Origin of the sequence: Planococcus sp. YIM B11945 (assembly GCF_050864155.1) — a bacterium.
GTDB lineage: Bacteria > Bacillota > Bacilli > Bacillales_A > Planococcaceae > Planococcus.
This window is the reverse complement of record NZ_JBOZWR010000007.1, coordinates 357,080-371,421: the sequence shown is the minus strand read 5'-3', so window position 1 is coordinate 371,421 and position 14,342 is coordinate 357,080. Positions and strand designations below refer to the sequence as shown.

Sequence of the window (14,342 nt, the reverse complement as noted above, 5' to 3'; positions counted from 1 at the left end):
AGATTTCCCATTGCGCAAGCAAGTAAGATCCCTCAAAGACGATGAGGTAGATAGGTTCGAGGTGGAAGCGCGGCGACGCGTGCAGCTGACGAATACTAATCGATCGAGGACTTAACCAACAAGGGCAGGCGTGCCCGCGTTTCGTTTCAAGCAGTCGGCTATCCAGTTTTGAGTGAACAAGTTCATTCAAAAAAAGAGTCCAGTGATGATGGCAAAGAGGCCACACCCGTTCCCATCCCGAACACGGCAGTTAAGCTCTTTTGCGCCGATGGTAGTTGGGGGTTTCCCCCTGTGAGAGTAGGACGTCGCTGGTCTGTTTTTTTTTTGGTCCCGTGGTGTAGCGGTTAACATGCCTGCCTGTCACGCAGGAGATCGCCGGTTCGATCCCGGTCGGGACCGTTATTTTTAACGATAAACACAGCGATTCTGCTGTGTTTATTTTTTTTGGCTAATGATAATTTCATCGGCGCTTCTGATTCTTATGGATTGATATATTTTGATTTACCTCCTTAACTTCGCTAAACTATGTACAGACTCAATAGAGGTGGCTTATAACATGATATATACCAAATACGTTGATTCTCCTGAACAAACCGAGGAATTTGCTTTAGCCCTTGCTAGTTTTCTTCGACCGCAAGATGTTTTGACGATTGAAGGCGATTTAGGAGCAGGAAAAACGACTTTTACTAAAGGAATAGCGAAAGGACTTGGCATTACGCGTACGGTCAACAGCCCAACTTTCACTATTTTGAAGCAATATGAAGGAAACATTGATTTAAACCATTTGGACGTTTACCGATTAGAAGATAGCGATGAAGATATAGGTTTTGATGAATTGTTCGAAGGTGAAGCGGTTTCTGTGGTGGAATGGGCTCAATTTATTCTCGAGTACTTGCCAAAAGAACGATTGGAAATCCAAATCATCCGCCAATCGGAAAATGGAAGGATTTTTGAATTGAATCCACTTGGCGAGCGTTATGAATCTCTTTGCAAGGAGCTTAAATTATGATTTATCTTGGAATTGACACGTCCAATTCTCCGCTTGCTGTAGCGCTCATGGAGAATGAGACAGTATTAATAGAAGAAACAACAAATTTAAAAATCAACCATTCATTAACTGCAATGCCAGCCATTGAAGAAATGATGACAAAAGCAAAAATTTCACCCAAGGACTTAACCCATATCGCGGTTGCGGAAGGACCGGGTTCTTATACTGGCGTGCGGATTGGTTTGACGATTGCCAAAACAATGGCTTGGTCTCTGAAAATTCCTTTGCATATGGTCTCAAGCTTAAAAGTGCTCGCTGCCAACGGCCATTCTTTTGATGGATTGGTTTGCCCGATTATGGATGCACGCCGCGGCACTGTGTTTACAGGAGCCTATGATGGTGAGACATTGGCAAGCGTAATTCCCGACCAGCATAGCGATTTAAAAGTATTTCTGGAAAAAGTGAAAGCTTTGAATAAACCCGTCTTGTTTACAGGAATTGATTTGAGCATCCATGAAGCACCGATTCGGGAAGTGTTGGGGGATGCCGCTTCGTTCAGCAAGCCGCAAGACCGTTTGCCGCGAGCGAGCAATCTCATTTGGCTGGCACAGCAAACAGATGCTCAGGAAGTACATCAAGCAACTCCTAATTACCGCCGAATTACAGAAGCAGAAGCAAATTACATCAAGAGCCAAGAAGGAAGCTCACTATGAACCAAGAGACTATGTTTAGAAAAATGACTATAGATGACATTGATCGGGTATTTGAAATCGAAACTTTGTCATTTTCACTGCCTTGGACCAAGGAAGCTTTTTATTACGAAATGGAAGAAAATGAACACGCGTATTACGTAATTGCAGAGACGCAAGAAGGCATAGTGGGTTATTGCGGCATGTGGCTCGTATTGGATGAAGCCCATGTGACAAATATCGCCATTCATCCGGATGAGCGTGGAAAAAAACTTGGCGAACAACTAATGAAAGCAGCGATGGACGTAGCGAAAGACCAAGGCGCGAAGCTGATGACGCTTGAAGCGCGTGTCAGCAACCATGTTGCCCAGAACTTGTACCGGAAATTAGGATTTCAAAATGGAGGCATCCGTAAACGGTATTACTCCGATAATTACGAAGATGCTATAGTGATGTGGGTGAATTTTAATGAGTAAAGATATATATGTATTGGGAATTGAAACAAGTTGTGATGAAACAGCAGCTTCGGTCGTGAAAAATGGAACAGAAATCATTTCCAATGTGGTCGCTTCTCAAATTGAAAGCCATAAGCGTTTTGGCGGCGTAGTGCCTGAAATTGCCTCTCGGCACCATGTTGAACAAATCACCATTGTGATCCAAGAAGCGTTAGAACAAGCTAATCTGGCACCAGACGAATTAAGTGCCGTCGCAGTTACGGAAGGCCCTGGTTTGGTAGGGGCGTTACTAGTAGGCGTGAATGCAGCGAAGGCTTTTGCGTTTTCTCACCAATTGCCGCTTGTTGGCGTCCATCACATTGCGGGGCATATTTATGCCAACCGGTTAGAACAAGAAATGCAATTTCCGCTTTTGGCATTGGTGATTTCCGGCGGCCATACGGAATTGGTTTATATGAAAGAACACGGCGATTTTAAAGTAATCGGAGAAACACGGGACGACGCAGCAGGGGAAGCGTACGATAAAGTGGCGCGTACGTTGAATCTGCCCTATCCCGGCGGGCCGCATATCGACCGCCTCGCTCATGAAAGCAGCAATCCGGTGACATTCCCGCGCGTCTGGCTAGAAGAAGGGACGTACGATTTCAGCTTCAGCGGCTTGAAATCCTCGGTTTTGAATTACATGCACAACGCAGCTCAGCGCGGTGAACAAGTGCCCCCAGAAGACGTAGCAGCGGGCTTTCAGAACAGCGTCGTAGAAGTGGTTACTGGCAAAACCTTGCGCGCTGCTAAAGAATATAACGTACGCCAAGTGATTGCAGCTGGCGGAGTTGCAGCGAATAAAGGATTGCGGAATTCTTTGGAAAACGAATTTGCGAAAAAAGGCATTCCGTTCTTTATTCCGCCATTGCCGCTTTGTACTGACAACGCGGCCATGATTGCTGCGGCCGGCACTGTGATGTTCGAAAAAGGCATTCGCGGCAATATGGCAATGAACGGCCGCCCAGGCATGGAAATGGCATCTTGGTGATTTAAAAGCTCTTACTGGAATCAAATCCAGTAAGAGCTTTTTTATTGCCAGAAAAGAAACAATTTCTAATTTTGCAGAATAATAAGGACAAAAAACGGGCCATCTGTCAATAGAGAACATTTGTACTTATGCACAATTTGTGAATAGTTTGTTAATAACTAAAGAGAATAAAGGCCTATTTCTACATATTGTGTGCTTGGAAGGGGAAAACTTTGTGTATAACTTTTAGAATATCTGTGGATAATGTGTAAAACTCTGTTGATAGTTGTTTTAATAAGGTTTCTCTTGTGGGTAAGATTGTGGAGAAGAAAAACTTCGAGAAATGGTATTGACCTATATATAGCGAAAGAAAAAATCGCATACAAATGTATGCGATCCCCTTTAAATATTTTCAAGTTTTTCTTGCAACTCAAGCCATTCGTCAGTCTTTTCTTCATGGGCTACTTTTAGTTTTTCCAGCTGGCTTTGCAGTGGAAGAACTTGTTCGTGGTCTTGGAAAATTTCCGGTTTGCACAGTAATTCTTCAATCTTAGAAATTTCGCCGTCCAGTTTTTCCATTTCCTGTTCTGTATCTTCAACTTGCCGCATTAGCTGGCGTTCCAACTTTTTGGCTTCTTTATCGATTTGAGAAGTAGAGACGGTTGGTGTACTTTTGCTGACAGCTGCCGTGATTCCCGCATCCAAAGCTTTCAGCTCTTCGAGTTCCAGTTTCTTTTCCACGTAGTAATCATAATCGCCCAAATAATCGGTGGTGCCGCCAGCTGTCAATTCCACCACTTTTGTGGCAATGCGGTTCATGAAGTAGCGGTCATGGGAGACGAACAGAATGGTTCCGGGATAATCCAATAAGGCATTTTCCAAAACTTCTTTGCTGTCCAAATCCAAATGGTTGGTCGGCTCATCCAGAAGAAGGACATTGGCTTTTTGCATCATCAGCTTTGCCAGTGCCACGCGTGCTTTTTCACCGCCGGAAAGCGAAGACAGTGGCTTTAAGACATCGTCTCCTGAAAACAAGAAACGGCCCAGCACACTGCGGATGTCTTTTTCGTTGATGTGCGGGTAATCGTCCCACAGTTCGTTCAGCACCAATTTATTTCCTTTCAGGTTGGCTTGTTCTTGGTCGTAATAGCCGAACTGAATGCCTGTTCCGTAATGGATATCACCAGCAAGCGCTGGCAATTCTTTTATAATGGTTTTGAGCAGTGTGGATTTGCCGACGCCGTTCGGTCCGACAAGCGCCAAGCTTTCCTGGCGGTACAGTTTAAAGGAAATGTTCTCAGATACCGGGTTTGCGCTGTAGCCAATTGCAAGCGACTGGACGTTCAATACATCATTGCCGCTTTGTTTTTCAATCGTAAAACCAAAACGTGCAGATTTTTCATCGCCGTCCGGCGCTTCCATCCAGTCGGTCTTCTCTAAGATTTTTCTTCGGCTTTGCGCCATTTTGGTGGTGGAAGCACGCACCAAATTGCGCTGCACATAGTCTTCAAGCTTGGCTTTTTCACCTTGCTGTTTTTCAAATTGCTTTTGGTCGAGTTCGTACTGCTTCGCTTTCTCGTCCAAGTAACGGCTGTAGTTGCCGGTATACTTTTTGACGCGGTGGCGGGAAACTTCATAGACAATCGTCACGACTTGATCCAAGAAGTAGCGGTCATGCGAAACGATCAAAATCGCGCCTGGGTAGTTTTTCAAGTAATTCTCCAGCCAGCTCAATGTTTCAATGTCCAAGTGATTGGTCGGCTCATCGAGAATCAACAGCTGCGGTTTGCTGAGAAGAAGCTTCGCCAGCAATAAACGCGTTTTTTGGCCACCCGATAACGAAACAATCGGCTTGCCGTAATCTTCCGGGTAGAACTTCATGCCATGCAAGATCGCACGGGTGTCTGCTTCAAACTGGTAACCGCCCGAATCTTTGAAATGAATTTGAAGGAGGTCGTACTCTTTCAGAACTTTTTCGTATAAAGCGGCGTCATTATAAACGGCGGGATCAGCCATTTGCTGTTCCAGCTCACGAAGTTTGTTTTCTTGTTCACGAAAATGAACGAAAATCGACATCATTTCGTCCCATATCGTAGCAGTGGATTCAAACGCGGATTGCTGTTCCAAATAACCGACAGTCAAGTCTTTCGGCATGATGATATCGCCGCTGTCATACGACATTTCACCGGAAATGATTTTCAATAATGTGGATTTGCCTGCGCCATTGCGTCCGACTAATGCCACCCGGTCGCGGTGCTGGACTTCCAATTTTACGCCGGAGAGAATTTCATCGGCTCCGAACGATTTATGGACTTGGTTTACTTGCAATACAATCATATAGGTCACCTCTATTCTATATCAGTGTAGCCGATGCGCGGCCGGTTCGCAATTAGCCGTGCCTTTACATATCGGCTTTCCTAATGTAAGATGGAATCGATTTAACACGAGCTCAGGAGGGTGCGAAAGCGATGTTACAAGAAGCAGCAAAAATTCCTCTAGCCACCACAAAAAGACTTCCGCTCTATTACCGTTTCCTTCAAAACTTCGCGAACGCCGGGCAAAAACGAATTTCTTCGCAAGAGCTGAGCGACGCTATGAAAATTGATTCAGCAACGATTCGGCGGGATTTTTCCCATTTAGGTGCCTTTGGAAAAAAAGGATATGGATACGACGTGCAGGAGCTTCTCGCTTTTTTTAGAAAGACCTTGGACCAGGACGAAGCGACGAATGTTGCGTTGATCGGTGTCGGGGGATTGGGAAGCGCTTTTTTGAAATACAACTTCCACAGAAACCACAACACGAAAATTACCGTTGCATTTGATTCCAACAGCCCGCAAGAAGGAGAACAAATTAGCGGCATCGACACGTACCATCCCGATAAAATTGAAGAAAAAATCAAAGAATATGGCATTGAATTGGTCATTTTGACCGTTCCATCCCGTTCAGCGCAAGAAGTGACAGACCGCTTGGCACACACAAACATCAAAGGGATCTTAAATTTCACGCCTGTTCGGATTTCGGTTCCGGCGCATATTCGCGTGCAGACCATCGATTTATCTGTAGAGCTGCAAACCTTAATCTACCAAATTAAACAAAATTGAAAAAACCTTTCCCGCAATGGGAAAGGTTTTTTTATTGCAGCTTTTGCAATTCTTCGAGCCGCTTCAGGAAATCCATGATTTTTTCCTGATTCAACTGCAAAACCATAACATAGCCGTTCAATAAAACATGCGCGATGATCGACGTAATGATGCGTTTTGTCTTTTGGTAAAGAAACGCAAGAATCAAGCCAGTTGTAAAATACATCAATAGGTGCCAAAATTCCATGTGCACAAGAGCGAACACTAGGGCGCTGAGCACGGTTGCGATAAAGAAATTAGTCGTTTGGTTTAGGGAGCCGAAAATTACGCGCCGGAAAACCAGTTCTTCTAATATCGGACCGATTAAGACAACAAACAGAAGAAGTGCAGGAACGACTTCTGCCATAGTCACAAGGTTTTGCGTGTTTTCAGAACCAGGCTCTATGCCAATGGCAATTTCAATATTTGCTGCAATTAATTGCCCAACCAATAAAAGAAGAAAGCCGATAAAGCCCCAGCCAATAGCTGCCCAAATTGAGGATTTCTTGCCTTTCCAAATATCAAAGAATTTTTTGTCTCTCGCTATGAGGAGCATGATGAAAAAGAACCCAATCATCATGGAAATCACGACCAGCCAGCCGGAAGTCGCCAATTGAGCAGTTTCTGAATCCATTCCTTGGCCAAGGAAGTAATTATAAGTGGGAACTACGGCTAAAATAGGCGACAATTGCGCGGCGATATAAATTAGCAAAACGTAAAACGGTGTGCGCTTTGCGGAACGTTTCGGTTTTCGTTGTCCGTCTTTTTTGAAGAAGAGGCCGCTGCCATTCGAAGGTTTTGTTTTCATTCATCAAATTCCTTTCGTTTTCCATTCCTCCTTCTATTGTAGAGCTTTCGAAAATGATTCGCAAAGATATTAAGAAAAGCGGAGGCGGCTGTTCAGCCTCGACAAGCAATCGATGGACCAAAGGATTTGGGCCATCGATTTGCGACGAAGCACACAGTGCTACAGGAGCAGCGGTTTCAACTAATTTACTATGGTAACCAAGACCGAAGCGACTCGAGAGGCTAGCCGCTGGAGACTGGACAATAAGAAAAGCGAAGGCGGCTCTCCCTCTATAAGTGTTGCAATCTGACCAGTGAAAAGGACAGTTTAATATTTAAATTGTGCACCAATTGAAAAAAAGTAAATGTTCCTGCTTGCAAAAGAGAGCGGTTTTTATTAAACTGAGTATTGGGTTAGCACTCAAGACGTGAGAGTGCTAATGTAGACTAGTTAATTTATTTGAGGAGGGTGTTTCAATTGTTGAGACCATTAGGAGATCGTGTAATTATTGAACTCATCGAAGCGGAAGAAAAAACTTCAAGCGGCATCGTGTTGCCAGGATCGGCTCAGGAAAAACCGCAAGAAGGCAAAGTGATCGCTGTAGGTAATGGACTTATCCGTGAAAACGGACAGCGCACTGAATTGGACGTCCAAGCAGGCGACCGCATCATCTTCTCGAAATACGCAGGCACTGAATTAAAATACGAAGGCAACGAATACTTAATTTTACGTGAAAACGACATCCTAGCAATTTTAGGCTAAAAATAACTCAATCGAATTAGGAGGAAGCTAAAAATGGCAAAAGATATTAAGTTTAGCGAAGACGCACGCAGCTTGATGCTGAAAGGCGTAGATAAATTAGCAGATGCAGTAAAAGTGACACTTGGGCCAAAAGGGCGCAACGTGGTTCTTGATAAAAAATTCGGTTCGCCGTTGATTACTAATGATGGTGTGACAATCGCGAAAGAAATCGAACTTGAGAATGCTTTTGAAAACATGGGAGCGAGACTTGTGGCAGAAGTGGCTTCAAAAACAAACGACATCGCAGGTGACGGTACAACAACTGCAACGGTTCTAGCGCAAGCGATGATCCGCGAAGGGTTGAAAAACGTAACTGCTGGGGCAAACCCAGTAGGCATTCGTCGCGGGATTGAGCTTGCTGTGGCATCAGCTGTAACTGAGCTGCAAGCAATTTCAAAACCGATCGAAGGCAAAGAATCGATTGCGCAAGTTGCAGCGATTTCTTCTGGCGACAATGAAGTAGGCAAATTGATCGCAGAAGCGATGGAGCGCGTTGGCAACGACGGCGTTATCACTTTGGAAGAATCACGCGGATTCACAACTGAACTTGACGTTGTTGAAGGAATGCAGTTTGACCGCGGTTACCAATCACCATACATGGTAACAGATTCCGAGAAAATGGAAGCTGTCCTTGATAACCCATTCATTCTTGTGACTGACAAGAAAATCAACAACATCCAAGAAATCCTTCCAATCCTTGAGCAAGTGGTTCAACAAAGCAAACCGTTGTTGATCATTGCTGAAGATGTTGAAGGGGAAGCACTTGCTACACTTGTGGTCAATAAACTCCGTGGAACGTTCAATGCTGTGGCAGTTAAAGCTCCAGGATTCGGCGACCGCCGCAAAGCGATGCTTGAAGACATCGCAACGTTAACTGGCGCTGAAGTTATCACAGAAGAAATTGGACTTGATCTTAAATCAACAAACATTATGCAGCTTGGACGCGCAAGCAAAGTTGTCGTTTCAAAAGAAAACACAACGATCGTAGAAGGCGCTGGCGATACTGAAAAAATCGTTGCACGCGTATCTCAAATCCGCAGCCAATTTGAAGAATCCGCTTCTGAATTCGACAAAGAAAAATTGCAAGAGCGCTTAGCGAAATTAGCTGGCGGCGTTGCAGTAATCAAAGTTGGAGCGGCTACTGAAACCGAATTGAAAGAGCGCAAACTTCGCATCGAAGACGCGTTGAACTCAACTCGCGCAGCAGTAGAAGAAGGAATCGTTGCGGGCGGTGGTACGGCGCTTGCAAACGTCTACAACCGTGTGGCTGAACTTCTTGAAACAGAATCGGGCGACGTTGCAACAGGCGTACGCATCGTTCTTCGTGCTTTGGAAGAACCGGTTCGCCAAATCGCAACGAACGCTGGCCTTGAAGGCTCAATTATCGTTCACCGTTTGAAATCAGAAGAAGCTGGAATCGGCTTTAACGCTGCAAACGGCGAATGGGTGAACATGCTGACTGAAGGAATCGTTGACCCAACGAAAGTAACGCGTTCAGCACTTCAAAACGCAGCTTCTGTAGCGGCCATGTTCTTGACGACTGAAGCAGTAGTTGCAGATATTCCAGAACCAGCAGCACCAATGGGCGGAATGCCTGATATGGGCGGTATGGGCGGCATGATGTAAGCCACTCTCCAAAATTTAAAAGCGCCAACTCCTTTACCGGGAGTTGGCGCTTTTTGCGTTCTCTTATTGCCTGATTGTAGTACAATTCATTCATACAAAGATAACAATATATTGGAGGCAGCAATTTGGATACCATAACGCATACCTTATTTGGGCTGACACTATACGGAGCGGTGGATAAAAAAGAGATGGATAAAAATCACAAGCGCGCTTATTTGGCGACGGCGGTAGGGGCGAGCCTGGTTCCCGATATCGATGTGATTTCCCGTTTGTGGGATACGGCAGGTCAATACCAGATGTGGCATCGGGGTATCACACATTCTATTTTCCTGACGCCGCTATGGGCAGCTTTGCTCTTTTTTATTTGCATGGCTATTTTTAAAGTGAAAGATAAAAAGCTGTTTTTACTGGGATGGCTCGCTGTCGTTATTCACGATACGAGTGATTTGTTTAATGCCTGGGGAACGGGCTATCTGGAACCTTTTTTAAATACGCGCATTACCTTCGGAACCATTCCCATTGTTGATATTGTCTTCTGGATCATTATGGGGGCCGCTTTTGTGTTGTCGAAAAAGAACAAGCAAAAGTCGCCTTACTATTTCAAAATGGCTTGGGTGTTTATGTGTCTGCATCTTATGATTCAAAGCGTTCAAGGGTTACTCATTTACAACCAATACGATGAAAAATACGACCAGGTCGCGCTCTCTGCCGGTTTCATCCCTTGGACGTATTCAGTCGTTGCGAAACAAGATGATACGGTGACTATTTTTCAGGATAATCTGTTTCAGGAAGAAAAAGAAAAATATGTTTTAAGGTCTAATCAAGAAGCGGATCTCGATTATTTATTCTCCCAGCGCCCTGAAGCAAAAACACTCTACGAATGGTCTCCTTTTGTGGTGATAGTGGATGACGGTAAGAGGCTCGGGGTATATGACCCGCGTTTTTACCAGAATGGACAGTCGTTTCTATTTGAATATATTGAGAGGTAAAAGCAAATAGGATCACTTAATGAAGGTTCTATTCCTCAAGTCATTCATAAACTGCACTATATAAAATCAGTCTATAACTGGAATACTAACCACTAAAGAGAACTCTTAAATCCTAAGATAATGGGATTAAAGTTCTTTTTGTTTTTGCGATAGGCTGTTTTTATGTACCATGGAAAATGATACACTTGTACTATTAGACAATTTAGTCGAAGAGTCTTACTTAATAACTGGCGCTCAAAATATAATCAAATTATTGGGCGATTCCTAGTTGTTATGTAAGAATATAGTAAAACGATGTACTTAAATGTAAGCGGTTAAACTATGTTTACGCATGTTGTATTTAAAGTATACGTAGTTTGCTTAATGATTCGATCAACCAATTGAAACAAATTACGATAATAATTGAGGTGCTTTATGGCGATCACGTTACAAGAGTTGCAAATGTATAAAAATTTTGATGAGCTGGCTAGAGATGTGCTGGATCTTGCAAAAGAAATTTTGCCGGATCAATTGATTTATTTAACTTCTTTCAGCGATACCCAACAAATTGTCTTAAAGCTTTCAAATCATGATACAAGTATTCTCTTGACGGAAGGAATGGCGATTAACCTTAGCGACACGGTTTGTGATCGGATTGATTTTGAAAGCAAACAACCATTAGTCTATGAAGACATTAGGGAACAAACTTGTCCGTCGGAATTAAGAAATACACTTGAGAGTATTAATGCTAAGTCGTATTTGGGCATTCCTATTTCTTTTATTAATGGAGAGCGGTTCGGGACATTATGTGCGGTGCATCATGAACAAAGCCAATTTGATAAGAAGAGCATCACCTTGCTTCAAAGAATAGTCAGGATGTTTTCTTATTATTTGGTTCTGGAGCGCTTTGCCTCTCGTGATTCGTTGACGGGACTATACAACAGGCATTACCTTTCCAGATTTTTTGAAGACCATTCTGAATCCGGGGGAGTGGTATTCTTTCTTGATTTGGATGGATTTAAAAAGGTCAACGATATACACGGTCACGATACCGGGGACCTGGTGTTAAAAGAAGTCGCGTCTAAGCTTGAAAAATTTGCAGCAGAGTACGAGGATGCCTTTGCGGTCCGGTTAGGCGGAGATGAATTTATCGTGCATTTCCCATACATACTGAGCCAAGAGGAAATGAATGAGCGAGCGGAACATGTACTCGGCCGTTTAAGTACATGGCATGCCCAGTATCAACTCTCCACAAGCATCGGCATTGCCTCTTATTCTGGCGGGAGCAATACTGATTTAAACACCATTCTTAAAAATGCGGATGAGGCCTTATACCGGGCAAAAACAGCTGGAAAGAACACGTATAAATTCTTTTAAGCGGCTGTTCTAAATGATAGATTCTGTGATCGATTCTCAAACTTCTAAATAATTAAGCGGCAGTATTTGCAATCGTTGTTTGAAAAAAGTGATGATTTTTTGAATAAAATCATCGTCACCTTTACAATTAGCTATTTAAAGAAACAGTAAAAAAGACCATTAATCCTTCATTGGATTAACGGTCTTTTGCGTTTTTTCAACTATTGAAGATGAAAATTTAAGTTCAAATTATGACAGTTGAATTAAAACTACTTCTGTATATGACAGCTGTCACTGTGAGCCTATTTATTTGTCCTGTAAATTATTCCATAGAAGAGAGCTGCTTTCCCTATGGAGTGGCATTTAAAGGAGAATTTTTATGATGAAAATAGCTTGGATTACGGACACAGCTGCCCAACTAGATGAAGCGTTCATTCAACAGCATGATGTGTACGTTCTGCCTCTTAGTGTGGTTTTTCCGGATGGAGTCTATAGAGAGTCGAGCGATCTTACCCAGGAACAATTTTATGATAAATTACGCGTAGCAAAAGTCTCCCCCAAAACCTCGCAGCCTGCACTTGGAGAGATGGTTTCCTTATATGAAAAACTGCAGCGTGAAGGATACGATCTTGCAATTGCTTTACACTTATCAAGCAGCCTTTCGGGTACATTTGAAAGCGCACAGGCGGCTGCGAAGATGACCGACTTCAACGTGTATACAATTGATTCAAAAATCGGTTCTTTTCCAATGGTTAAAATGATTGAAGCCGGCATTGAGCTGTTGTCAGAAGGCAAAAGAGTAGAAGAAGTTGTGGCAAAGCTTAATGAAATGGCGACTAAATCCCATTTATTCTTTATTCCATCAAGTTTAAACCAGCTGCATAAAAGTGGGCGTGTTTCCGGAACACAGACATTTTTGAGCAATGTATTGAATATCAAATTGGTCATTACGTTTGAAGATGGCAAGACGGTCATGAAAGAGAAAGTCCGATCAAATAAGCGGGCAAAAAACCAGGTAGTTTCTGCACTGCGCACCGCTATGGCTGCAGGCAGTGTATCAGAAGTTGCAGTAATTCATTGCAATAATGCAGCTGATGCAGAAATTTGGAAAAACGAGCTCTTGCAGGAGTTTCCTGTGTTAAAAGTTCAAGTGGCTCCACTTAGTGTTTGTGTAGGTGTGCACGCGGGTGAAGGAACTACGGGATTAAGCTGGGTTGCTTACTAATTTCTCATTCTTAATTTAAAGAGAAAAAGCTTGATAGGTAGAAGAAGTATTGTACATTCATATACTAAATAAATTTTATAAAGATTCGGATGCAGAATTTTGATGGAATTAAGAAAAGTATCAACTACTTTCCCGGAACGCGTGTCTAATGTAAACTATACAAGGTTAAGAAAAATGAGATGACGCAATAACTATAGATGATATTTTGTATTTTCAGCATAGACGCATGAAGAATTTTTTGGATGAAGGGCTTGCCTTCCATCCTGCAATGAAAGGATTGGAAGTTGAAGATGAAAGAAAATTTTTGGCGTGATTTGCCGCGGCCGTTTTTTGTTTTGGCGCCGATGGAAGAAGTCACGAATGTGGTTTTTCGGAAAGTGGTGGCGAAAGCGGCGCGGCCGGATGTGTTTTTTACCGAGTTCACGAACACGGAAAGCTACTGCAATCCGGACGGGGTTTTCAGTGAAGAAGGGCGTTTGACGTTTACCGAAGATGAACAGCCGATTGTTGCGCATATATGGGGGAATATTCCCGAGCAGTTCCGGGAAATGAGCATCGGGATGGCGAAGCGCGGCTTTAAAGGAATCGATATCAATATGGGCTGTCCGGTGGCAAACGTCGCTGGCAAAGGAAAAGGCAGCGGCATGATCCGTTTTCTGGATAACGCAGCGGAAGTGATTCAAGCCGCAAAAGCAGGCGGATTGCCGGTCAGCGTGAAGACGCGTCTCGGATATACTGATGTGGACGAGTGGAGAGGCTGGCTGACCCATGTCTTGGAGCAGGACGTTGCCAATTTGACGATTCATTTGCGCACCAAAAAAGAAATGAGCGCTGTGCCGGCGCATTGGGAATTGATTCCGGAAATCAAAGCATTGCGCGATAAAGTGGCGCCGGACACGCTGCTTACGATCAACGGCGATATTCCGGATTACCAAACAGGCATGGAGCTTGCCGAGAAATACGGCATCGACGGCGTCATGATCGGGCGGGGGATTTTCCACAATCCGTTTGCTTTCGAAAAAGAGCCGAGGGAGCACGGTACTCAGGAATTCCTTGATTTGTTGAAACTGCAGCTGGATCTGCATGACCAGTACTCGACAGAAGAAGAACCGCTGCCGTTTAGACCGCTGCGCCGCTTCTTCAAGATTTACGTCAGCGAAATTCCGGATGCCGATGAATTGAAAACGCAATTGCTGAAGGCCGAATCGACCGATGAAGTGCGGGCTTTGCTTCGTGAGTTTGAACAAAAAATACCAGTTTGCTGAAATTGAATTTTAGGAATTAATTAATAAAATCTCATTTTTCATTTCACCAGAAAT

General features: G+C 43.7%; 14 protein-coding genes, 1 tRNA gene and 2 rRNA genes. 15 read left to right on the top strand and 2 right to left on the bottom strand.

What is annotated here, in order from left to right; translation table 11 throughout:
* The 7 genes from ACRRQV_RS15295 to tsaD form a co-directional block, all read left to right on the top strand.
* Positions 1-119, top strand: a 23S ribosomal RNA gene (locus ACRRQV_RS15295); the annotation flags it as partial.
* 79 nt (positions 120-198) lie between these two features.
* Positions 199-314, top strand: a 5S ribosomal RNA gene (rrf, locus tag ACRRQV_RS15290).
* Between the two features lie 12 nt (positions 315-326).
* Positions 327-399: transfer RNA gene (locus ACRRQV_RS15285), tRNA-Asp, on the top strand.
* A 157-nt stretch (positions 400-556) separates the two neighbouring features.
* Positions 557-1,009 carry a tRNA (adenosine(37)-N6)-threonylcarbamoyltransferase complex ATPase subunit type 1 TsaE gene (tsaE, locus tag ACRRQV_RS15280; protein ID WP_432532407.1) on the top strand — a complete coding sequence of 151 codons (453 nt, stop codon included), beginning with the start codon at positions 557-559 and terminating at the stop codon, positions 1,007-1,009.
* On the top strand, positions 1,006-1,701 hold the full coding sequence (gene tsaB, locus ACRRQV_RS15275; protein WP_432532405.1) for a tRNA (adenosine(37)-N6)-threonylcarbamoyltransferase complex dimerization subunit type 1 TsaB: 696 nt from the start codon (positions 1,006-1,008) through the stop codon (positions 1,699-1,701). The genes tsaE and tsaB overlap by 4 nt, the downstream gene beginning before the upstream one ends.
* On the top strand, positions 1,698-2,153 hold the full coding sequence (rimI, locus tag ACRRQV_RS15270) for a ribosomal protein S18-alanine N-acetyltransferase (RefSeq protein WP_432532403.1): 456 nt from the start codon (positions 1,698-1,700) through the stop codon (positions 2,151-2,153). The genes tsaB and rimI overlap by 4 nt, the downstream gene beginning before the upstream one ends.
* Positions 2,146-3,162: a tRNA (adenosine(37)-N6)-threonylcarbamoyltransferase complex transferase subunit TsaD gene (tsaD, locus tag ACRRQV_RS15265; protein WP_432532401.1), complete on the top strand. Its 1,017-nt coding sequence runs from the start codon at positions 2,146-2,148 to the stop codon at positions 3,160-3,162. The genes rimI and tsaD overlap by 8 nt, the downstream gene beginning before the upstream one ends.
* Positions 3,163-3,543: 381 nt before the next feature.
* Here tsaD and ACRRQV_RS15260 read toward each other — a convergent pair whose 3' ends face one another.
* Complete coding sequence (locus ACRRQV_RS15260; RefSeq protein WP_432532399.1) at positions 3,544-5,478, bottom strand: ABC-F family ATP-binding cassette domain-containing protein; 1,935 nt, start codon at positions 5,476-5,478, stop codon at positions 3,544-3,546.
* Between the two features lie 131 nt (positions 5,479-5,609).
* On the opposite strand from ACRRQV_RS15260, the gene ACRRQV_RS15255 reads away from it, so the two are divergent.
* A complete protein-coding gene (locus ACRRQV_RS15255) occupies positions 5,610-6,242 on the top strand; it encodes a redox-sensing transcriptional repressor Rex (protein WP_432532397.1) in 633 nt (210 codons plus the stop codon).
* A gap of 31 nt (positions 6,243-6,273) precedes the next feature.
* On the opposite strand, the gene ACRRQV_RS15250 is transcribed toward ACRRQV_RS15255, so the two are convergent.
* On the bottom strand, positions 6,274-7,068 hold the full coding sequence (locus ACRRQV_RS15250) for a CPBP family intramembrane glutamic endopeptidase (protein ID WP_432532395.1): 795 nt from the start codon (positions 7,066-7,068) through the stop codon (positions 6,274-6,276).
* A gap of 53 nt (positions 7,069-7,121) precedes the next feature.
* Between ACRRQV_RS15250 and ACRRQV_RS15245 the strand changes: the two genes are divergently transcribed.
* The 7 genes from ACRRQV_RS15245 (at position 7,122) to ACRRQV_RS15215 (ending at position 14,288) form a co-directional block, all read left to right on the top strand.
* Entirely contained in the window at positions 7,122-7,265 is a 144-nt protein-coding gene (locus ACRRQV_RS15245) for a hypothetical protein (RefSeq protein WP_432532393.1), read from the top strand.
* A 259-nt stretch (positions 7,266-7,524) separates the two neighbouring features.
* Complete coding sequence (groES, locus tag ACRRQV_RS15240) at positions 7,525-7,809, top strand: co-chaperone GroES (protein ID WP_432532391.1); 285 nt, start codon at positions 7,525-7,527, stop codon at positions 7,807-7,809.
* A gap of 33 nt (positions 7,810-7,842) precedes the next feature.
* The gene (gene groL, locus ACRRQV_RS15235; RefSeq protein ID WP_432532389.1) at positions 7,843-9,474 is read left to right on the top strand and encodes a chaperonin GroEL; all 1,632 of its coding nucleotides are present in this window, start codon (positions 7,843-7,845) and stop codon (positions 9,472-9,474) included.
* A 125-nt stretch (positions 9,475-9,599) separates the two neighbouring features.
* Positions 9,600-10,463: a metal-dependent hydrolase gene (locus tag ACRRQV_RS15230; RefSeq protein ID WP_432532387.1), complete on the top strand. Its 864-nt coding sequence runs from the start codon at positions 9,600-9,602 to the stop codon at positions 10,461-10,463.
* Positions 10,464-10,877: 414 nt separating this feature from the next.
* A complete protein-coding gene (locus ACRRQV_RS15225; RefSeq protein ID WP_432532385.1) occupies positions 10,878-11,819 on the top strand; it encodes a sensor domain-containing diguanylate cyclase in 942 nt (313 codons plus the stop codon).
* A gap of 358 nt (positions 11,820-12,177) precedes the next feature.
* A complete protein-coding gene (locus tag ACRRQV_RS15220) occupies positions 12,178-13,023 on the top strand; it encodes a DegV family protein (protein WP_432532383.1) in 846 nt (281 codons plus the stop codon).
* Between the two features lie 290 nt (positions 13,024-13,313).
* Complete coding sequence (locus tag ACRRQV_RS15215; protein WP_432532381.1) at positions 13,314-14,288, top strand: tRNA dihydrouridine synthase; 975 nt, start codon at positions 13,314-13,316, stop codon at positions 14,286-14,288.
* The last annotated feature ends 54 nt before the right edge of the window (positions 14,289-14,342 follow it).